The organism is Pseudomonas sp. W2Oct36 (genome assembly GCF_041060465.1).
GTDB lineage: Bacteria > Pseudomonadota > Gammaproteobacteria > Pseudomonadales > Pseudomonadaceae > Aquipseudomonas > Aquipseudomonas graminis_B.
The window spans coordinates 1-21,033 of sequence record NZ_JAUERW010000028.1; the positions used below are offsets into that span (position 1 = coordinate 1).

Annotated in this window: 16 protein-coding genes; 8 read left to right on the top strand and 8 right to left on the bottom strand. The window is 63.3% G+C overall.

The window, feature by feature from the left end; genetic code table 11:
• Positions 1-240 precede the first annotated feature (240 nt).
• Positions 241-1,476: a M20/M25/M40 family metallo-hydrolase gene (locus QWI18_RS23950; protein ID WP_369320032.1), complete on the bottom strand. Its 1,236-nt coding sequence runs from the start codon at positions 1,474-1,476 to the stop codon at positions 241-243.
• A 132-nt stretch (positions 1,477-1,608) separates the two neighbouring features.
• Here QWI18_RS23950 and QWI18_RS23955 point away from each other — a divergent pair, with 132 nt between their 5' ends.
• The gene (locus QWI18_RS23955) at positions 1,609-3,978 is read left to right on the top strand and encodes a DNA polymerase II (RefSeq protein ID WP_369320033.1); all 2,370 of its coding nucleotides are present in this window, start codon (positions 1,609-1,611) and stop codon (positions 3,976-3,978) included.
• A 24-nt stretch (positions 3,979-4,002) separates the two neighbouring features.
• Here the strand turns inward: QWI18_RS23955 and QWI18_RS23960 are convergent, their stop codons facing one another.
• Positions 4,003-4,902: a LysR family transcriptional regulator gene (locus QWI18_RS23960; protein WP_192131921.1), complete on the bottom strand. Its 900-nt coding sequence runs from the start codon at positions 4,900-4,902 to the stop codon at positions 4,003-4,005.
• A gap of 94 nt (positions 4,903-4,996) precedes the next feature.
• Here QWI18_RS23960 and QWI18_RS23965 point away from each other — a divergent pair, with 94 nt between their 5' ends.
• The gene (locus tag QWI18_RS23965) at positions 4,997-5,452 is read left to right on the top strand and encodes a cupin domain-containing protein (RefSeq protein ID WP_244656938.1); all 456 of its coding nucleotides are present in this window, start codon (positions 4,997-4,999) and stop codon (positions 5,450-5,452) included.
• A 21-nt stretch (positions 5,453-5,473) separates the two neighbouring features.
• On the opposite strand, the gene QWI18_RS23970 is transcribed toward QWI18_RS23965, so the two are convergent.
• Entirely contained in the window at positions 5,474-6,412 is a 939-nt protein-coding gene (locus QWI18_RS23970) for an AraC family transcriptional regulator N-terminal domain-containing protein (protein WP_369320034.1), read from the bottom strand.
• Between the two features lie 219 nt (positions 6,413-6,631).
• Between QWI18_RS23970 and QWI18_RS23975 the strand changes: the two genes are divergently transcribed.
• Positions 6,632-7,660, top strand: coding sequence for an alpha/beta hydrolase (locus tag QWI18_RS23975; protein WP_369320035.1), 1,029 nt, complete (start codon positions 6,632-6,634; stop codon positions 7,658-7,660).
• A gap of 105 nt (positions 7,661-7,765) precedes the next feature.
• On the opposite strand, the gene QWI18_RS23980 is transcribed toward QWI18_RS23975, so the two are convergent.
• A complete protein-coding gene (locus QWI18_RS23980) occupies positions 7,766-8,635 on the bottom strand; it encodes an oxaloacetate decarboxylase (RefSeq protein ID WP_065986037.1) in 870 nt (289 codons plus the stop codon).
• Between the two features lie 530 nt (positions 8,636-9,165).
• On the opposite strand from QWI18_RS23980, the gene QWI18_RS23985 reads away from it, so the two are divergent.
• The 5 genes from QWI18_RS23985 to xylB all read left to right on the top strand — a co-directional run bounded on the left by QWI18_RS23985 (position 9,166) and on the right by xylB (position 15,354).
• A complete protein-coding gene (locus tag QWI18_RS23985) occupies positions 9,166-10,743 on the top strand; it encodes a sugar ABC transporter ATP-binding protein (RefSeq protein WP_192131925.1) in 1,578 nt (525 codons plus the stop codon).
• A 15-nt stretch (positions 10,744-10,758) separates the two neighbouring features.
• On the top strand, positions 10,759-11,751 hold the full coding sequence (locus QWI18_RS23990; RefSeq protein WP_065987077.1) for a ribose ABC transporter permease: 993 nt from the start codon (positions 10,759-10,761) through the stop codon (positions 11,749-11,751).
• A 64-nt stretch (positions 11,752-11,815) separates the two neighbouring features.
• On the top strand, positions 11,816-12,757 hold the full coding sequence (locus tag QWI18_RS23995) for an ABC transporter substrate-binding protein (protein ID WP_065987079.1): 942 nt from the start codon (positions 11,816-11,818) through the stop codon (positions 12,755-12,757).
• Positions 12,758-12,783: 26 nt separating this feature from the next.
• Positions 12,784-13,782 carry a LacI family DNA-binding transcriptional regulator gene (locus QWI18_RS24000; protein WP_065987080.1) on the top strand — a complete coding sequence of 333 codons (999 nt, stop codon included), beginning with the start codon at positions 12,784-12,786 and terminating at the stop codon, positions 13,780-13,782.
• A gap of 87 nt (positions 13,783-13,869) precedes the next feature.
• Positions 13,870-15,354 (top strand): xylulokinase, encoded by a 1,485-nt coding sequence (gene xylB, locus QWI18_RS24005; protein WP_369320036.1) that lies wholly within the window; start codon positions 13,870-13,872, stop codon positions 15,352-15,354.
• 253 nt (positions 15,355-15,607) lie between these two features.
• Here xylB and QWI18_RS24010 read toward each other — a convergent pair whose 3' ends face one another.
• The 4 genes from QWI18_RS24010 to QWI18_RS24025 form a co-directional block, all read right to left on the bottom strand.
• Positions 15,608-17,839: a xanthine dehydrogenase family protein molybdopterin-binding subunit gene (locus QWI18_RS24010; protein WP_369320037.1), complete on the bottom strand. Its 2,232-nt coding sequence runs from the start codon at positions 17,837-17,839 to the stop codon at positions 15,608-15,610.
• A 14-nt stretch (positions 17,840-17,853) separates the two neighbouring features.
• Positions 17,854-18,837, bottom strand: coding sequence for a xanthine dehydrogenase family protein subunit M (locus QWI18_RS24015; RefSeq protein WP_192131935.1), 984 nt, complete (start codon positions 18,835-18,837; stop codon positions 17,854-17,856).
• Complete coding sequence (locus tag QWI18_RS24020; RefSeq protein ID WP_369320038.1) at positions 18,837-19,508, bottom strand: 2Fe-2S iron-sulfur cluster-binding protein; 672 nt, start codon at positions 19,506-19,508, stop codon at positions 18,837-18,839. The genes QWI18_RS24015 and QWI18_RS24020 overlap by 1 nt, the downstream gene beginning before the upstream one ends.
• A gap of 390 nt (positions 19,509-19,898) precedes the next feature.
• On the bottom strand, positions 19,899-20,963 hold the full coding sequence (locus QWI18_RS24025) for an NAD(P)-dependent alcohol dehydrogenase (RefSeq protein ID WP_065987090.1): 1,065 nt from the start codon (positions 20,961-20,963) through the stop codon (positions 19,899-19,901).
• Between the last annotated feature and the right edge of the window lie 70 nt (positions 20,964-21,033).

Genomic DNA, 21,033 nt, shown 5'->3' on the forward strand with positions numbered 1-21,033 from the left:
GATCAAGATCAAAAGCTTCCCGGCTGAAGCCGGTCCTACAGTCCGAGCCAATCCCACAGGCTGCACGCGCTGCTGTTAGTGGGACCGGCTTTAGCCGGGAAGGGGCCGGTTTGGGCACCGTCAATCTTGCGGTTCTATGCCTGATCGTTCCCACGCTCCGCGTGGTAATGCCGCCTCTGACGCTCCGCGTCCCACCGGAACTGGCACTTTCAGTAAGCCCTGAGGAGCGTCAGCCCCGCTCTATTTCCCGGCCAATTCCATGATCATCGCTGCGGTGAGGTAGAGCCTCGGGGCGATGCTGGTGAGGTCGATGTATTCGTCGTCGGCGTGGAGGCCGGCGCCGACGACGCCCATGGTTTCGAGGACGGCGGGTTTCTGGCTGTTTGGGACGTAGGCGTAACCGGCGTCGGTGCCGAAGCGCATGGCGATGGGTTCGAGGGTGCGGCCGGTTTTGGCGTAGATCGCTTGCGCGGTTTTGGCGAGGTCGTCAGTGGCGGGGTTTTTCGCCAGCGGCGGGCGGCCTTTGTCGAGGCGGAAGGTGACGTCGGTGCCGTCGATCATTTTGCCTTGGACGATGCGTTGTCCGTCGGCGAGTACGCGGTCGGATTCGCTCAGGTCGGAGTAGCGCATGTCGCCTTCGGCCTCGGCGCTGGAGGGGATGATGTTGCGCTTCTCGCCGCCTTTGATCAGCGTCCAGTTGACCGTGGTGCCCTTGGCGGGGTCGCCCAGGTCCTTGAGCTGCACCAGTTGGTGGGCCAGTTCCATGGCGGCGTTGCGGCCGGCTTCCGGGGCCGAACCGGCGTGGGAGGATTTGCCTTTGACGTCGACGAACACGCCGTTGATGCCGTTGGTCGCGACCGTCACGGCGTCCTTGTCCGGTGGCTCGAACGAGAACACGTAGTCGTGCTTGCGGGCGAGTTCGGCGATGAGGGTTTTCGAGCCGGCCGAGCCCGTTTCTTCGTCAGGGTTGAACAGCACGGTGATCGTGCCGAAGTCCTTGAATTTCTCGTCTTCCAGCAGCTTCAAGGTATGCAGCACCATGGCCACGCCCCCTTTGGCATCGGCGACGCCGGGGCCGTACGCATGCTCACCGTCGACGCGGAAAGGTCGCTTGGCGGCAGTGCCCGGGCCGAACACGGTGTCGTAATGGATCATCAGCAGAAAGGACTTGCTGCCCGTGCCCTTGAGGGCGCCGACGATGTTATCGCCTGCCGAGGGTGTCGCCGGCGTGGTTTCGACTGTCGCGCCTAAAGCCTTTAGTCGTTCGACCAGCACCGCGCTGACCATTTTCAGGCCCGCCGCCTGACCCGTCCCGGTGTCGATGTTGACCAGTTGCTTGACCGTGGCCAGGTAGGGTTTTTGCTCGGCCTCGGCCTTCTTTAACAATGGCTCGGGGGTGACGTCGGCGGCATGGGCGCCGCAGGCAAAAAGGGCGGCGAGGATGGAAGCGCTCAGGGCGGGGCGTCGAACGTGCATGCTGGATCCCTCAGATGATGGTCGAGTTGTTGTGATGTCCATGGAACCACATCGTTCCGGCAGCCGCCGCGCTTTCCTGCATCATTCACCGTAGAATCCTCCTCTGAAATAAACAGTGACGAGGTTACAGCGGTGGATTTACAGCAGGGCTTTGTCCTGACCCGGCATTGGCGCGACACGGACGCCGGCACCGAGGTGGAATTCTGGCTGGCCACCGATGAGGGCCCGCGCCAGGTGCGCCTGCCGTACCAGACCTCCGTCGCGTTCATTCCGGAGCAGCACCGCGAGCGCGCTGAAGCCGTGTTGCGCAACGAGCGGCATGTCGAGCTCAAGCCGCTGGCGCTATGTGATTTCCGCCACCGCCCGGTGCTCGGGCTGTATACCCGGCAGCATCGCCAGTTGATGAACCTGGAAGGTGACCTGCGCAAAGCCAGCGTCGACGTCTACGAAGCCGATATCCGCCCGCCCGAGCGTTACCTGATGGAGCGTTTCATCACCGCGCCGGTGCAATTCAGCGGTCGGGCCGACGTCAATGGCCTGTTGCTGGACGCGCAGCTCAGGCCTGATCCCGGTTACCGACCGACCCTGAAACTGGTGTCCCTGGACATCGAGACCACCGAGCGCGGCGAGCTGTATTGCATCGGCCTGCATGGCTGCGGCGAGCGTCAGGTGTACATGCTCGGCCCGGCCAACGGCGATGACGCCCAGGTGAATTTCAAGCTCGAATACTGCGATACCCGCGTCGCGTTGCTGGAGAAACTCAACGAATGGATGGCCCGCCATGACCCGGACGGGATCATCGGCTGGAACGTCGTGCAGTTCGATCTGCGCGTGTTGCACGAGCACTCGCGACGCTTGAACGTGCCGCTGCGCCTGGGTCGCGGCGGGGAGGTGATGACCTGGCGCGAACACGGCGCGCGCAACAATCACTTTTTCGCGGCGGCGGCCGGGCGTTTGATCATCGATGGCATCGAGGCGCTGCGCTCGGCGACCTGGAGCTTCCCGTCGTTCAGTCTGGAAAACGTGTCGCAAACGCTGCTCGGCGAAGGCAAGGCCATCGACAATCCGTATCAGCGCATGGACGAGATCAACCGCATGTTCGCCGAGGACAAGCCGGCGCTGGCGCGTTACAACCTCAAGGACTGCGAGCTGGTCACGCAGATTTTCGCCAAGACCGAACTGCTGACGTTCCTCCTCGAACGCGCCACAGTGACCGGCCTGCCGGTGGATCGAAGCGGCGGTTCGGTGGCCGCGTTCGAGCATTTGTACATCCCGCTGATGCACCGCCAGGGCTTCGTCGCGCCGAACCTCGGCGAGCGCATGCCGGAAGCCAGCCCCGGCGGTTTTGTCATGGACTCCCGCCCCGGGCTGTACGAATCGGTGTTGGTCCTTGATTACAAAAGCCTGTATCCGTCGATCATCCGCACCTTTCTGATTGACCCCGTGGGCTTGATCGAGGGCCTCAAGCACCCCGATGACAGTGCGTCGGTGGAAGGCTTTCGTGGCGCGCGTTTTTCCCGGACGCGGCACTGTCTGCCAGCCATCGTCTCGCGGGTGGCCGAAGGGCGCGAAGTCGCCAAACGCGAGCGTAATGCGCCGCTGTCCCAGGCGCTGAAAATCATCATGAACGCCTTCTATGGCGTGCTGGGTTCCAGCGGCTGCCGCTTTTTCGACACGCGGCTGGCTTCGTCGATCACCCTGCGCGGGCACGAGATCATGCACCAGACCCGGCTGCTGATCGAAGCCCAGGGTTATGAAGTGATTTACGGCGACACCGACTCGACGTTTGTCTGGCTGAAAAAAGCCCACGCGCAGGACGATGCCGCGCAGATCGGCACCGCGCTGGTCCAGCAGGTCAACGACTGGTGGCGTGCTCATGTGAAAGAGGGATACGGGCTGGAGAGTGCGCTCGAGCTGCAATTCGAAACCCACTTCAAGCGCTTCCTCATGCCGACGATTCGCGGTGCGGAGGAGGGCAGCAAGAAGCGTTATGCGGGTTTGGTGACCCGCGCCAATGGCGAAGACGAAATGATCTACAAGGGCCTGGAGGTGGTGCGCACCGACTGGTCGCCGCTGGCCCGGACCTTTCAGCAGGAACTGTATCTGCGGATTTTCCAGCGTCAGCCATTTCAGGAATACATTCGGGAGTACGTGGGCCGAACGCTGGCCGGGGAACTCGACGGCCAGTTGATCTACCGCAAGCGCCTGCGCCGGGCCCTCGACGATTACGAACGCAACGTGCCGCCCCATGTGCGCGCCGCGCGGCTGGCCGATGAGTACAACCGCCAGCAGGGTCGGCCGTTGCAGTACCAGAATGGCGGCTGGATCAGCTACGTGATCACGGTGGCCGGCCCCGAGCCGCTGGAAGCGCGGACGGCCGCCATCGATTACGACCACTACATCAGCAAACAGCTGCAGCCGATCGCCGACGCGATCCTGCCGTTCGTGATCTCGCGGACGATCGATCTCAGCTCCCAGGATCAGTTCAGCTTCGACTTCTGAACCCTTTTTTTCTGACCCGTCTTCTCAAACCAGCGGATTGATCCGCAGCGCCTCCAGCACCACGCGAAACGCTGCCGTGTGCTGGCGCCGGCTGGGGTAGTACAGGTGATAGCCCTCGAACGGCTCGCACCAATCGGCCAGCACTTCCACCAGTTCGCCCTGCTCGATATGCCCGGCCACCAGCCCCTCGGGGAGCTGCGCCAGACCGACGCCATCCAGGCACCCCTGCAGAATCTGAAACACACTGTTCATGATCAGCGGGCCGTCGACGCGCACGCGGGTCTCGCGGCCGTTTTTGGCGTACTCCCATTGATACAGCGCGCCATGGGTCGGCAATCGCAGGTTGATGCAGCGATGGCCGGGCAGGTCTTCCGGCACCCGGGGCGTGGAATGCCGCGCCAGGTAATCGGGTGACGCCACGGTCATCAGCCGCAACGGCGGGGCAATCGGCGCGGCGATCATGTCCGCTGCGAGGGTGTCACCCAGGCGCACGCCGGCGTCGATGCGCTGGGCGACGATGTCGGTCAGGCCGTAGTCGGTGACCAGCTCGATGGTCATGTCAGGGTATTGATCGAGCAACGGTCTGAGTCGCGGCCAGAGCACGTAACGCGCGGCGAACTCGTCCGCCGTGATGCGCACAGTGCCGGAAGGCCGGGCGCTATGCTCGATGGCGGCGTTGACCTGTTCCGCGATGCCGTCAAGCAGTGGCGCCAGGCCCTTGAACAACTGCTCGCCGGCCTCGGTGCGGGTCACACTCCGTGTGGTGCGGGTGAGCAGGCGAACGCCTAGACGCTCCTCAAGCAGGCGTATGGTCTGGCCGACGGCGGAGGGTGAGATGCCCAGCGCGGCAGCGGCACGGGTGAAATTCCCTTCGCGGCCGACCGCAAGGAACACCGCCAGGTCATCGAGTTTGTAATCCGCCATTGCGAAGCATTCCTTCATTTTGATCAAAGCATTCTACGGATACTGTCGGGAATAAGCCCTTGTTACGCTGCCTGCACATTTTCTGGAGATCATTATGAATGCCACCGTGAGCGCCACTGATACCGCTAATGAAGACATGCAGATCCACCGCGCCGGCTCGGCCAAGGCCATCAAGGGGCCGGCAGACTGGTTCACCGGCGACGTAAGAATCGACCGGATTTTCAACGCCCCGGCACCGGCGCGGGTCGGCCTGGCTGTCGTCAATTTCCAGCCCGGCGCGCGCACTAACTGGCACACCCACCCGCTGGGGCAGATACTGCTGGTCACCGATGGCGTCGGCTGGACCCAATGCGAAGGCGGGCCGAAAACCGAAATCCGTCCGGGCGACCTGATCTGGTGCAATTGCGGCCGTCGTCACTGGCACGGCGCGACCGACACCACCGCCATGCAACACGTCGCGGTCAACGAAGCGCTGGACGGCAAGCCGGTTGACTGGCTGGAGCCGGTGACCGAGCAGACCTACCTGGCCGGGCCGGTAAAAAAAGACTAAGGGGCTGGCGAGGGTTGGTCTTCACCCCGCCGCAGCCTGGCTGCGCATCCGCGCGATGTCCTTTTTCGGCGGTGCGCCAAACAGCCGACCGTACTCGCGACTGAACTGCGACGGGCTTTCGTAACCGACCTTGAACGCGGCGCTGGCGGCGTCCTGGTGTTCGTTGAGCATCAGCCGTCGCGCCTCGTTCAGGCGCAGCCATTTCTGGTACTGCAGCGGGCTCATGGACGTGAGGTTGCGAAAGTGCAGGTGGAAGTTCGGCGCGCTCATCTGCACCCGCGCGGCCAGCTCTTCGACGCGCAAGGCACTCGCGTAATTGAGCTTCAGCCAGTCGATGGCTTTGGCAATCCGGTAACCCTGACTGTCGACCGAAGCAATATGCCTCAGCAGCGGCGCCCGATCGCCCTGGAGCAGCCGGAAGTGAATCTCGCGCTGCAAAAGGGGCCAGAGCACCGGAATGGCGTCGGGCTCCTGCAACAGATTGACCAGTCGGGCGAGGGGATCGAGCAGCGCTGCGGTCAGGCTGGCAATGCCCGCGCTTTTGCGCACGGTGCGCTCCTTCGGTGCCGGGATGTCCCCTTGGGCGATCAGCTCGGTCAAGGTGCGCAGGTCCAGCTTGAAGACCAGTCCCAGACAGGGCACGTCCGCGCTGGCGAGGGTCACGGCGGAGTTGGCCGGTACGTCCAGCGAGGTGATCAGAAAGCGCGTCGTGTCGTAGGGATAGACATCGCTGCCGATGACCATTTCCTTGGCGCCCTGAACCACCAGCACGATGCTCGGGGCCAGGATGCAGGTGACCGGCGGCGAGGGCGCTTCGCGGCGAAACAGGCCGAGGCCGGTGATGACGGTGGGGAAATCACCGGAGGCCGGCGTCAGGCTGCCGATGATGCGCGTCAGCGATTGCAACTGGGCTCGGGTGTCGCTGCCTGTTGCCTGCATTGAAATCGCGGTGTCGCCCATGTTCCCCCCCCTGGTTTTGCCGCGGCGTTGCCGTGGTTTTGCTGTCGTGCCGAGCCGGAACTGTACGGGCCCGGTAAAACAGCCGTCCAGCCTCACCCCTGCGGATTGATCGGATCGGGCAAGAAAGCCACCGGATCGCTCTACTGCCTGCCCGGGCTGCCCCATGAATATGTGCATCGCACACTTCATTCGCGCCGCGCCCCGGCGCCGGAGACATTCATGAAACAGCTGATGATGGGGCTGGCCTTGCTGGCCAGCTCATTCGCCACAATGGGAGCCGATATGTCCAGCGGAGCTGACAATTTCTACACCAGTGAACAGGTCCCCCGGCAGAAGGTGACGTTCAACAATCAGTACCAGATGAAAACAGTGGGCAACCTGTTCGTGCCCAAGGACATGATCAGCGGCCGCAAGTACCCGGCGATCATCGTCGGTCACCCCATGGGCGCCGTGAAAGAACAGAGCTCGAACCTGTACGCGCAGAAACTCGCTGAGCAGGGGTTCATTACGCTGGCGATCGATCTGTCCTTCTGGGGCGAAAGTGAAGGCCGGCCGCGTAATCTGGTGTCCCCTGAGATCTACGCCGAAGACTTCAGTGCCGCCGTTGATTACCTCGGCAGCCAGGGTTTCGTCGACCGCGACCGCATCGGCGTGCTGGGCATCTGTGGCAGCGGCAGTTTCGCCATCAGCGCCGCGAAGATCGATCCGCGCATGAAGGCCGTCGCCACGGTGAGCATGTATGACATGGGCGGCGTCAATCGCAACGGCCTGCATCATTCGGTCAGTGTCGAGCAACGCAAAGAAGCCATCGCGGCCGCCGCTGCACAACGCGACGTCGAATTCGCCGGCGGCAAAAACCGGTACACCAGCGGCACCGTGGACACACTCACCGAGCAGTCCAACCCGATCGAACGTGAGTTTTACGACTTCTACCGGACCCCACGGGGCGAGTTCACCCCCAAGGGCCAGTCGCCTGAATTGACCACGCATCCCACGCTGAGCAGCAACGTGAAGTTCATGAACTTCTATCCGTTCGCTGACATTGAGACGATTTCACCGCGGCCGATGCTGTTCATCGCTGGCGAGAATGCCCATTCCCGTGAGTTCAGCGAGGAGGCGTATCGCCTGGCCGGTCAGCCCAAAGAGCTGGTGATCATTCCGGGTGCCGGGCACGTGGACCTGTATGACCGGGTGAATCTGATCCCTTTCGACAGGCTGACGGCGTTCTTTCAGACCCACCTGAAGTAACCCCCAGGCTGTTTCAAGCCGCTTGATCCGGCGGGGTGTCGACGGATCGAAGGGGTAGATCAGGGGTTTACGTGGCGTGACGCACATTGGCGTCACGCCACAGCCTCATTCCTTCACATCCATGAAATCCTTGGCCCAGGCCACGTAATTTTCCGGGAAGGTGTAGGTGTGGGTCAGTTCGGTGGCGCTGTGGTTCGAGGTGCTGTGGGTGACCTGACGCTGGGCACGGAGGCTGTCGTAGGTGGCCTTGATCGCGGCAAAGTACGCCGCGTGACCGGCGACCACCACCCGCACCCCCAGATCAGCCAGGCGCTGCCGGTCATTCAGCTCGGGATTGCCGTAGGTCACCAGCATCAGCGGGACGGTGAGCTTTTCCGAAATCTGCTCCAGGTGCTCGAAGTCCTTGATGCCAACAATACAGATGCCGTCGGCACCGGCCTTTTCGTAGGCCAGGGTGCGTTCGATGATGTCCTGGACCGGCAAGACCCCGGCGTTGGTCCGGGCGACGATCGTCAGTTCCGGGTCGACCCGGGCTTCAAGGGCGGCCTTGACCTTGCCGATGCCTTCTTCGATCGAGACCAGGTCCGTGGATTTACGGCCGAATTGCGCGGGCAGCAAGGTGTCTTCGATGGTCAGCGCCGCCACACCGGCGCGCTCCAGTTCTTCCACGGTGCGCATGACGTTCAGGGCGTTGCCGTAGCCGTGGTCGGCGTCGGCAATGAACGGCAGTTGCGCGACACGACCGATCCGGGTGGCCTGCTCGACGAACTCGCTCAGGGTAATCAGTGCAAAATCCGGCGCTGCCAACACCTGCAGCGACGCCACCGATCCGCCCAGAATACCGACCTCAAACCCCAGATCCGCCGCAATGCGCGCCGACATGGGATCGAACACTGAAGCCGTCTCGACGCAGTGCTGCGAAGCCAGCTGCTCACGGAATTTGCGACGCAAAGCGGAGTGGGAAATTCTGGACATAAGGCTTCCTGATTCAGGCCGTCATCGAAATGCCAGCAATGCTACCCCAAATTCAGGCTGAAACGTCTCACCTCGATGAGCGACGTGCATTGAATTGCCATTGCACCCCGACGGGACTGACCTCCACCGCGCCCAGTAGGACCGGCTTCAGCCGGGAAGGCGCCAGACCTCATACCGCAGAATCGAGGGTGATCACCCCGGCATCTTCCCGGCTGAAGCCGGTCCTACTGAAACACCGCGCAGTAGGACTGGCTTCAGCCGGGAAGGCGCCAGACCTCACACCACACGACCTCAACTCCAAATAACAAAGCAAGCGCTTGCGTGAATCGATTCAGCTGTTCTAGGATTCAGCTGTTCCGAAATATTTCAAAGCAATTCCCGAGTGTCACCCGCAAAGAGGTGGCCCAGGCATAAAAACAAGAAACCTCGGAGATTCACATGATCAGCTCGTCTGCTCGATTGCCGCGTGTGCTGTCCGCGCTCGTCATTGCTGCTTCATCGGCCGCCCGGCCATGAGCGCCGTCCCCGCTATGTCTCCCCAGCCCGTGCTGGAAATGACCGCCATTTCCAAGACCTTCAACGGCCTGCGTGTGCTGAAAAATGTCGCCCTCAAGGTGTACGCCGGTGAAGTTCATGCCCTGATGGGCGAGAACGGCGCGGGCAAGTCGACGCTGATGAAGATCCTGTCCGGCGCTTACCAGGCCGACGCCGGTGGCGAGATCCGCATCGACGGCCAGGCCCTGAGCGCATTCGACCCCTTGTCTGCCAAAGCGCGTGGCATCGCGGTGATCTATCAGGAGCTGAGTCTCTGCCCCAACCTCAGCGTCGCCGAGAACATTTACCTTGGCCGCGAATTGCGCCGTGGCTGGAGCATCGATCGCAAAGCGATGGAGGCCGGTTGCGTCGACGTCCTGGTGCGACTGGGCGCCGATTTCAAACCCTCCACCAAGGTCAGCGTGCTGTCCATTGCCGAGCGGCAACTGGTGGAGATTGCCCGGGCGCTGCACGCCAACGCGAAAATCCTGGTGATGGACGAGCCGACCACGCCGCTGTCGTCCCGGGAGACCGACCGCCTGTTTGCGCTGATCAAGCAGCTGCGTGACCAGGGCCTGGCGATCATTTACATCAGCCATCGCATGGCCGAAATCTACGAGCTGTCCGACCGGGTCTCAGTGCTGCGCGACGGCGAGTACGTCGGCATGCTGGAGCGCGACGCGCTGTCGGCCGAGGCGCTGGTGAAGATGATGGTCGGCCGCGACCTCTCCGGTTTCTACAAGAAAGAACATGCCGCCTACGACCCCGGCGCGGTGGTGATGCGCGTGCGCGACATGGCCGACGGCAAGCGCGTCAAACCGTGCAGCTTCGATCTCCATGCGGGCGAAGTGCTGGGCATCGCCGGGCTGGTCGGGGCAGGGCGCACGGAACTGGCGCGACTGATTTTCGCGGCCGATCCGCGCACCTCCGGCAGCCTTGAAGTGGCCGGCAAGGCGATCACCGATCTGCGCAACCCCACCGACGCCATCCGTGCGGGGGTGGTTTACCTGACTGAAGATCGCAAGGCCCAGGGCCTGTTTCTGGACATGAGCGTGCGCGACAACATCAACGTCTGCGCCTGCGTGCCCGACGCCCATGCCGGTGGCGTGCTGGATCGCGGCCGTGGCGCACAGCGGGCAATCGAGGCGATCCGTTCGCTGTCGATCCGCGTGGCGTCGGGCAAGGTCAATGTCGGCGCGCTGTCCGGCGGCAATCAGCAGAAAGTGCTGCTGGCGCGGCTGCTGGAGGTCAAGCCCCACGTGCTGATTCTCGATGAGCCCACCCGCGGCGTGGACATCGGCTCGAAGTCCGAGATCTACCGGATCATCAACGAGCTGGCCAAGGCCGGCGTCGGCATTGTGGTGATCTCCAGCGAGCTGCCGGAAATCATCGGCACCTGCGACCGTGTGTTGATCATGCGCGAAGGCGAGCTGGTGGCCGAAGTCGGCGGGGCGTCGGGGCAAGAGATTTCCCAGGAACGGATCATCGATCTGGCAACGGGGAGCGAGAACGCCGCAGCCGCCGCGGCCCACGGCGCCCGCGATACTTTCGACCACCCCATTCAACAACAATAAAAAGGAACCCAGGCCATGAGTCTGCCCCTGGAAAACTCACCCACCGTTGCCGCCATCAGCAAGCGTGAACGGGTCCGCGAACTGATGCGCACCGTCGGCATGCTGCCGGTGCTGATCCTGTTGCTGATCGGCTTTTCGCTGATGACCGACACCTTCATGAGCTGGCAGAACCTGTCGATCATCACCCAGCAGGCCTCGGTCAACGTGGTGTTGGCGGCGGGCATGACCTTCGTCATTCTGACCGCCGGCATCGACCTGTCCGTGGGGGCGATTCTCGCGGCCTCTGCAGTGGTCGCCCTGCAAGCGTCGATGTCACCGCAGTTCGGCATGCTCGGCATCGCCGCCGGTGTCGGTTTCGGCCTGCTGCTGGGGCTGGTCAACGGTGGCCTGATCGCGTTCATGCGCCTGCCGCCGTTCATCGTCACCCTCGGCGCACTCACCGCCATGCGCGGCCTGGCGCGTCTGCTGGCCGACGACAAAACCGTGTTCAACCCCGACCTGCCGTTCGCCTTCATCGGCAACGACTCGGTGCTCGGCGTGCCGTGGCTGGTGATCATCGCCGTGGCGGTCATCGCGGCGTCGTGGTTCATCCTGCGCCGCACGGTGATGGGCGTGCAGATCTACTCGGTGGGCGGCAATCCCGAAGCGGCGCGCCTGTCCGGGATCAAGGTGTGGAAGGTGTTGCTGTTCGTCTACGCGGTCTCCGGCGCGCTGGCCGGGCTCGGCGCGGTGATGAGCGCTTCCCGCCTGTTCGCTGCCAACGGCCTGCAGCTGGGCCAGTCCTACGAGCTGGACGCCATCGCGGCGGTGATCCTCGGCGGCACCAGTTTCACCGGCGGCGTCGGCACCATCGGCGGCACCCTGATTGGCGCGCTGATCATCGCCGTGTTGACCAACGGTCTGGTGCTGCTGGGCGTTTCCGATATCTGGCAATACATCATCAAAGGCATCGTCATCATCGGCGCGGTGGCCCTGGACCGCTATCGCCAATCCGGTGCGCGGACCTGATCCAACCTTGTATGGCTGCACGCGTTTCAACGAAGACTCCGACAATAATCACAAGAGAGAACCCATGAACGTCAAACGCAAATTCCCCGCTGTCGTGTCCCTGTGCCTGGCCGCGTTGCTGTCCCAGGGCGTTGAAGCCCGCGAGCTGAAATCCGTCGGCATCACCCTCGGTTCCCTGGGCAACCCGTATTTCGTCACCCTGGCCGACGGCGCCAAGGCCAAGGCCATGGAGCTCAACCCCGCTGTCAAAGTGACCTCCGTCTCCGCCGATTACGACCTGAGCAAGCAGTTCTCGCAGATCGACAACTTTATTGCCTCGGGCGTCGACCTGATCCTGATCAACGCGGTGGACCCGAAGGCCATTGCTTCGGCCGTCAAAAAGGCACAGGCCGCCGGCATCAAGGTCGTGGCCGTCGACGTCAGCGCTGCCGGCGTCGATGCCACCGTGCAGACCGACAACGTCGAAGCGGGCAAGCTGGCCTGCCAGTTCATCGTCGACAAGCTGTCGGGCAAGGGTAACGTGATCATCCAGAACGGCCCGCAGGTGACCGCCGTCACCGATCGCGTCACCGGTTGCAAATCGGCCTTCGCCGCCGCGCCGGACATCAAGATTCTCTCCGACGATCAGGACGCCAAAGGCTCCCGCGAAGGTGGCCTGAACGCGATGCAGGGTTACCTGACGCGCTTCCCGAAAATCGACGGCCTGTTCGCGATCAACGACCCCCAGGCGATCGGCAGTGACCTGGCCGCCAAGCAACTGAAACGCAGCGGCATCGTCATCACATCGGTGGACGGCGCGCCAGACATCGAGCAGGCCCTCAAGGCCGACACCTCGATTCAGGCCTCTGCCAGCCAGGACCCTTGGGCCATGGCGCAGCAAGCAGTGGTCATTGGTAACGATCTGCTCAACGACAAAAAGCCGGCTGAAGCGGTCACCCAACTCACGCCGAAACTGATCACTCGCGACAACGTCGGTTCCTACAGCGGCTGGTCCAGCAAGCACTGAGACGCAGGCCTGAAGGAGTCAGCGCCGTGATCAAAATGGAAGACGTGGCGAAGCGGGCGCGGGTGTCGACGTCGACCGTTTCACACGTGCTCAACGGCACGCGCAAGGTCAGCGCCAAGACGGTGGAAGCGGTGCAGCGGGCGGTTCAGGAGTTGGGCTACGTCCCCAACACCCTGGCGCGCTCGCTGGCCCGTTCGCGCACCAACACCATCGGCGTGGCGATCTCGGCGCTGTCGAACCACTATTTCAGCGAGACCGTGCACGCCATCGAAACCGAATGCGCGCGCCACGGCATCATGATGTTGTTCGTCGACACCCACGACGATCCCGCCCAGGAACTGCGCGTGGTTCAGGCGCTGCACCATCGTCGCGTCGACGGGATTCTGCTCGCGCCGTCCAGCGACCCGCAGCAGGCTGCGTTGGCCTACCTGCGCAGCAACGCCATTCCCAGCGTGCTGGTGGACCGGATGGCGGTCGAGGGTTTCGATCAGGTCGGCGTCGAGAATCGCCAGGCCACCCGCGAGTTGGTCGCTCATCTGATCGGCCACGGTCACCGGCGCATCGGCATGATTGCCGGGCATCGCGGCCTGAGCACGACGGAGGAGCGGATCGAGGGCTACCGGCAGGCGCTGTTGGACGCTGACGTACCGTGGGATCCGCAGTTGCTGATCGACGGCGAGTCGAACAGCGAATCCGCACGGGTCGCCACTGCTCAGTTGTTGCGCCTGAACCCGCCGCCCACGGCGATTCTGGCGGCGAATAACCTGATGACCATTGGCGCGATGCACGCCTTGCGTGACGCCCACATCGACGTGCCCGAGCAAATGGCGCTGGTGGGTTTTGATGATTTCGACTGGGCGGATTTTTTCCTGCCGCGCTTGAGCGTGATTGCTCAGCCGGTGCAGGCCCTGGGCGCGCGGGCGGTGCAGTTGCTGTTGCAGCGCATCGATAAGCCCGAGGGCAAACGAGTGTCGGAGCGACTGGCGCCGACCTTACGGATTCGCAACTCGTGCGGTTGCCCTTGAGCGTCCGCTGCCAGTCACCGGGTTTTCAGGCACTGAACTCTCAAGCACTGAACTCTTAAGCACCGAACTTTCAGGAACCGAATTTTCATGAATCACCTTGTTTCCCTGGGCATCGACCTTGGCACGTCCGAGCTCAAGGCCGTGCTGCTGGACGGCGAAGGCGTGGTGCTGGCCCAGGCCGGTGCGCGGGTGGAAGTCAGCCGCCGGCAGTCGGGCTGGTCGGAGCAGAACCCCGCCGATTGGTGGCAGGCCTGCCTGTCAGCGCTCGGGCAGTTGCGGGCAAGCGATCCCCAGGCATGGGCGCGGGTCGGCTGCATCGGCTTGTCGGGGCAGATGCACGGTGCGGTTCTGTTGGGTGCGGCGGAGCAGGTGCTGTACCCGGCGATTCTCTGGGACGACTCCCGCGCTGTGCTTCAGGCGTCGCAGTTGAACGAAGACTTCCCGGATTACGCCAACGTCACTGGCAGCCTGGCCATGGCCGGGCTCACCGCGCCGAAGCTTCTGTGGATGCAGCAGCACGAACCCCAGGTGTTCGCGCGCATCGCCAGCGTGTTGTCGCCGAAGGATTACCTGCGCTTGCTGCTGACCGGCGAGCAGGTGAGTGACATGTCCGACGCCGCTGGCACGTTGTGGCTGGATGTGGCCAAGCGCGAATGGTACGCGCCGATGCTCCACGCCACCGGGCTGACCATCGAGCAGATGCCCCGGTTGCTGGAGGCCGATCAACCGTCGGCCGGGCTGAGCGCCGAGGCGGCGGATGCCCTGGGGCTGCCGCTGGGTCTGCCGGTGGCCGCAGGCGGGGGTGACAACCCGGTTTCGGCGATGGGCATCGGAGCTATCAACGCCGGTGATGCGTTCGTTACCCTCGGCACCAGTGCGGCCATCGTCGCGATCACCGACCATCCGGCGGGCAATCCGGGCAGCGCCGTGCACAGCTTCTGCCACGCGCTGCCGCAGCGCTGGTACACAATGGGCGCGATGCTGGCCGGGGCGAGTTGCCTGCGCTGGGTCACTCGGTTGCTGGGTCAGCCCGGTGAGCAGGCGTTGCTCAATCAGGTTCATGCTGAGTTGCCGGTCGATCGGCCGGTGGCGGTTTCCAGTCCACTGTTTCTGCCCTACCTCGCGGGCGAGCGCACGCCCCACAACGACCCGCTGTTGCGCGGTGGATTCATGAACCTGGCCCATGACTGCACGCCAGCGATGCTGGGTTATGCGGTACTGGAGGGCGTCGGTTTCGGGCTGCTGGACGCGATGAACGCCACGCTGTCCGCCGGCGCGACGGTCAACGCCTGCGCCCTGGTGGGCGGCGGTGCACGCAGCGAATACTGGGCGCAGTTACTCGCCAACATCCTTGATCGCGAGGTGTACACGTTGCACGGCAGCGAACTCAGCGCCTGCATTGGCGCGGCGAAGCTGGGGTTTCTGTCGATCGGGGAGGGGGCCGAGTGGCTGAAGCGGGGGATGGCGGTGAAGGCGCGGTATCAGCCGATGCCGGCGGTGCAGGGGGCGTTGAAGGCCCGCTATGCGAAATTCAAAGGCTTGCTCGGTGCTGCGCAGGGATTACGTGCCTGACAACATGATGATCGATGATCATCAAATCAAAAGCTTCCCGGCTAAAGCCGGTCCCACTGACTGCATGCAGTGAGTAATGATCGTTCCCACGCTCCGCGTGGGAATTCATACCATGACGCTCCGCGTCAGCTTTGGGACGCGGAGCGTCCAGTCCTGCATTCCCACGCGGAGCGTGGGAACGATCAAAAGGCTTCCCGGCTAAAGCCGGTCCTACAGCTGGGAAGAGGACGGTCAGGGCGCTGGAATTTCTGGCTCAGACCTTCATCGTCGGCGGCAACTCCATCAGCTTGTCCAGCGTAATCGGCAAATCCCTAATGCGTTTGCCGGTGGCGTGTGAAACCGCATTCGCCACCGCCGCAGCCAGGCCGGTGATGCCGATTTCACCAATACCGCGAGCGCCGAACTCGTTGAGCTCGAAGTCCGGGTAGTCCAGCAGGATCACATCGATCTCCGGCTGGTCGGCGTGCACCGGCACCACGTATTCGGCGTAGTTATTGTTCACCGGCATGCCGTTGCGCTCGTCGAAGTCCGTCGCTTCAAAGAGCGCCATGCCGACGCCCATGACGATGGCGCCCTCGACCTGGTTAAGCGCGGTTTTCTGATTGATCACCTTGCCCACATCAATCGCACTCACCACCCGCGAAACCCGCAGCCGCGAGATGCCCGGGTCCCAGCGCACTTCGACGAAATGCACGCCGAACGAGCGGAACGAATGCTTGCTGGTGTCGTTCATGCCGGTCTTGGCTTCACCGAACGCGCTGGACTGCTTCTGCGCCTTGAGCACGTCGGCGATGGCAAAGGTCTTGTCGCCGCTTTTCAACTGACCCTGCTCGAAACTCACCTGATCAGCCTTGACCCCGGCAAACACGCCCTTGGGCGCAGTCGCGAACGCCTTCAACTGGTCAACGGCCTGGCGGGTGGCCTCAGCAATGGCCGGCAGCACGCTGGCGGTTGCCCATGATCCGCCCGACACCGGCGCCGGCGGGAACGACGAATTACCCAGCTCGACCTCGATCTTGTCCAGCGGGATGCCGGTGATGCTGCTGACCACTTGAGCCACGATGGTGTATGTGCCGGTGCCGATGTCCTGCACCCCGCAAATGGCCCAGGCCGTGCCGTCGGCGCGCAGCGCAACCTGCGCCTCTGCCGGCGTGCGGTAGGCGTCCCAGTTACAGGCGGCCATGCCATACCCGATGATCTCGGTGCCGTCCTTCATCGAACCCGGCGCCGGGTTGCGTTTGTTCCAGCCGAAGCGCTCGGCGGCCTTGTCGATGCACTCCTGCAAATGATTGCTCGACCACGGCAGGTTCTGGCTTTCATCGCGCTCGGAGACGTTGAGCTTGCGGAATGCCAGCGGATCCATGCCGATCTTTTCCGCCATCTCGTCCATGGCCGACTCCAGGGCGAACAGCCCCGGCGCAGCACCTGGCGCACGCATGGAGGTCGGCGTGCCGCGATTGACCTCGATGATCTTGTGGGTGACCAGCACGTTCGCGCAGCTGTAGAGGCTCTTGGTCGAGGTGCCGCAGTTTTCCTTGTACGGGTCGGTAAACGACGTGGTGTTGATGGACTCGTGGTTCACCGATACCAGCTTGCCTTTGTCGTCGGTGGCCAGCCGCATGCGCTGACGGGTTTCCGGGCGATGCCCGGTGGTGGTGAACATCTGCTGACGCGGCACGACCAGCTGCACGGGGCGCTTGAGCACCTTGGCGGCGGCGCAGGCGGCGACCGAGTGCGGCCAGATCCACAGCTTGCTGCCGAAACCCGAGCCAATGAACGGCGCACGCACCTCGACCTTCTCCGGGATCAGGCCGAAGATCTTCGCCAGGGAATTGCGGTGGGCGACCACGCCCTGGGTGGCTTCGTAGACGATCAGGCGCCCGTCTTCCCAACTGGCGACCGTGGCGTGCATTTCCATCGGGTTGTGGGTTTCGACGGGGGTCGAGTAGGTGGCGTCGATGCTGTGGGCCGCGCTGTCGAACGCAGCGGCGGCGTCACCCCGGGTGTGGTTCGGGCTGCCGTCCTGCAAGGCGCCGGCTTTCAAGCCTTGTTCGAGGTTGGCGACCGCGTCGGTCTTGCTGTAGCTGACTTTGATCTTGTAGGCCGCGGCCCGCGCGTGCTCGAAGGTATCGGCCACCACCAGGGCGACGAACTGCCCGGCGTAGTGCACGGTGTCGTCCTCGAACGGCAGGCGGCTTTCGTCGGACTTGGCTGCCTTGAGGATCTGCGCGAAGGACATCGGCAGCGTCGAGTTGTGATAGAGCGGCGGGAAGTTGCCGTGATGCAGAATCTCCAGCACGCCCGGCGATTTACGCGCCGCGTCCAGTTCCAGGCCGGTGATCTTGCCGCTGGCGACGGTGCTGAATACACCGTAGCCGTAAGCCATATTGTTCAGGTGATGGTCGGACGCGTACATCGCGCTGCCGGTGACCTTACGCTGGCCATCGATGCGGCGGGGTGCCGAGCCAATCATTGCATCAGTCATGGTGAATCCTCCGGTCAGGCGTTCAAGGTGCCGAGATTGCGCACGATGGCCTGTTGCCCCAACGCGATCTTGTAGGCGTTATGGCGATAGGCTTTGGCGCCCTTGAGGGCGATGGCGGCGACTTTCTCGAGGGTCTGCGGCGTCAGGGTCTGGCCCTTCAACGCCTGCTCGGCTTCGATCGAACGCCAGGGTTTGGTGCCGACGCCGCCCAGTGCCACCCGCGCTTCGCGCACGGTCTGGCCGTCCATGACGACAATCACCGCGCTGGACGCCAGGGCGAACTGGTAGGAGGCGCGATCGCGCAGTTTCAGGTAAGCGGACTTATTACCGGCCAGCGGCGCGGCCAGGACCACGTGGGTGATCAACTCATCGTCCAGCAGCGCGTGTTCTTTCCACGGCGTCGAGCCGGGCAGCAGGTGGAAGTCAGCGAAGTCAACGCTGCGCTTGCCTTTCGGACCCTGCACCTCGACCGTCGCACCAATGGCGACCATCGCCACGCACATGTCTGAAGGATGGGAGGCAATGCACTGGTCGCTGGTGCCGAGCACCGCGTGCACGCTGCGATTATGCCCGTCGATAGCGGCGCAACCCGAGCCCGGTTCGCGCTTGTTGCAGGGCGAATAGCCGTCGCGGAAATAGTTGCAGCGCACCCGCTGCATCACGTTGCCAGCCGTGGTGGCCTTGTTGCGCAACTGAGTCGTGGCGCCGGAGAGCAGCGCCTGGGACAGCACGGCGTAGTGCTCGACGATGTGCGAGTGATGGGCCAGTTCGGTATTGCTGACCAGCGCACCGATGCGCACGCTGCCGTCCTTCTGCACCTCGATCTGCTTGAGGGACAGGTGGTTGACGTCGATCACCTGATCGGCCGGCATGATGTCGAGCTTGACCAGGTCAAGGAGCGTCGTGCCACCGGCGAGGAAGAAGGTCGTCGGGCTTTTTGCGTGGGTCGTCACGGCCTGTTCGACGCTGCTGGCGCGTACGTAATCAAAGGCTCTCATCAGCTCACCTCCTGGACTTTGATGCGCGCCGACTGGATCGCCGCGAGGATGTTCTTGTACGCGCCGCAGCGGCAAATGTTGCCGCTCATGGCTTCGCGCACGCTGTGGTCGTCGGTGCCGATGTTCTTGTCTTTGAGCAAGGCCGCGGCGCTCATGATCTGCCCGGAAGTGCAATAGCCGCACTGGTAGGCATCGTGTTCCCAGAAAGCTTCCTGCACCGGGTGCAGCGTGCCGTTTTTCGCCAGGCCTTCGATGGTGGTGATGTCGTCGCCTTCGTGCATGGCTGCGAGGGACAGGCACGAATTGATCGCCACGCCATTCACGTGAACCGTGCAGGCGCCGCACTGGCCGTGGTCGCAGCCCTTCTTGGTGCCGGTGAGTTGCAGGCGATCGCGCAGTACATCCAGCAGCGCGGCGTTGGCTGGCAGGTTCAGGGTGTGGGCCTGGCCGTTGACCTTCAAAGTCATGCGCCGCTCGTCGGCCGCGGGCGGGTCGAGGTCATCGGCGACGGCGGCCTGGGCTTCCAGTGCCTGGGTCCAGATCGGCGCCGTCGCGGCAGCAAGGCTGGACACGCCGATGGATTTCAGGAAATTGCGGCGAGAAGGGACAGTGAAGGCCTTGAGGTCACAAGCCAGTTCTTCTTTATTGGGGCGATCAGGCTGATCGGTCATGAAAGGGTTCCTCGTCAGCGTTGGGTCAGACCTGGCGGCCGACGGTGGGCGGACGCGCGGGCAGGGACGGCAGGTGGAGCGGCATGCAGTAGGGCTGGGGCAACGGCAGTTTTCAAAGTGACGGCAGGCGTTAACGATAACCAATGCGCAGGCATGGCATTTCGTTGAATCCGTGCATGCACTTGTGAGCTGTGCTTTCTAATCCGTGGCGTTTGTGTCAGCAACGAGGGCTGGCGCCTTGTCGGACTCAGTTAAAGCAGGCAGTGCTGGCCATGGCTCAAGGGTTGTGACCGAGGCACCGGGGGATGGTTGCGGATATTTCTCGAGCGGAAAAATCACAGGATGTTACAAGTGCCCGGGCCGCGGAATCCGGCCCGGGGACGTTCAGCGTCAGGCGGCCGACGCTTCTTCTTTCAATGTCGCCATGTCGATGACAAAGCGGTACTTCACGTCACCCTTGATCATGCGTTCGTAGGCTTCGTTGATGTCCTTCATGTGGATCATCTCGATGTCGGAGACGATGCCGTGTTTCGCACAGAAGTCCAGCATGTCCTGGGTTTCCTGAATCCCGCCGATGAGCGAGCCGGCGATGCTGCGGCGTTTGAAGATCAGGTTGAACACCCCTGGCGACGGGTGCGGCTGATCCGGCGCGCCCACCAGGGTCATGGTGCCGTCACGCTTGAGCAGGTTCAGGAACGGATCAAGGTTGTGTGGCGCCGCCACGGTGTTGAGGATGAAGTCGAGCTGATTGGCCTGGGTCGCCATTTCATCGGCGTTTTTCGACACGATGACTTCATCGGCGCCCAGGCGCAGGCCGTCTTCGCGCTTGTTCGGCGACGTGGTGAACAGCACCACGTGAGCGCCCATGGCATGGGCGATCTTCACCGCCATGTGACCGAGACCGCCCAGCCCGACGACGCCGACCTTCTTGCCCGGGCCGACTTTCCAGTGGTGCAGCGGCGAGTAAGTGGTGATCCCGGCGCAGAGCAGCGGGGCGACGGCGGCCAGATTGTCGCTGTGGGAAATCTTCAGGACGAACTTCTCTTTCACCACGATCTTGTCGGAGTAACCGCCAAAGGTGTTCTCGCCGCCAAACACCGGGCCGTTGTATGTGCCGGTGAAGCCGTTCTCGCAGTATTGCTCTTCGCCTTCCGCGCAGGACGCGCAGTGCTGGCAGCTGTCGACCATGCAGCCGACGCCGGCGAGGTCGCCGACCTTGAAGTGGGTGACGTTGGCGCCGACGGCCGTGACCTTGCCGACAATCTCGTGGCCCGGCACCGACGGATACAGGGTGTTGTTCCATTCGTTGCGTGCGGTGTGGAGGTCCGAGTGGCAGACGCCGCAGAACAGGATGTCGATCTGCACGTCATCGGCGCCCGGCTCGCGGCGCTCGATCTGCAGCGGGGCCAGTTTGTCAGTGGGTTTTTGCGCGGCGTAGCTGTAAGTCTTGATCATTGGGTGATCATCTCCAGTGAGGCAAAAAGACAGGTAACAGCAATCAGTGACAGGCGAGGGCGCTCAAAGG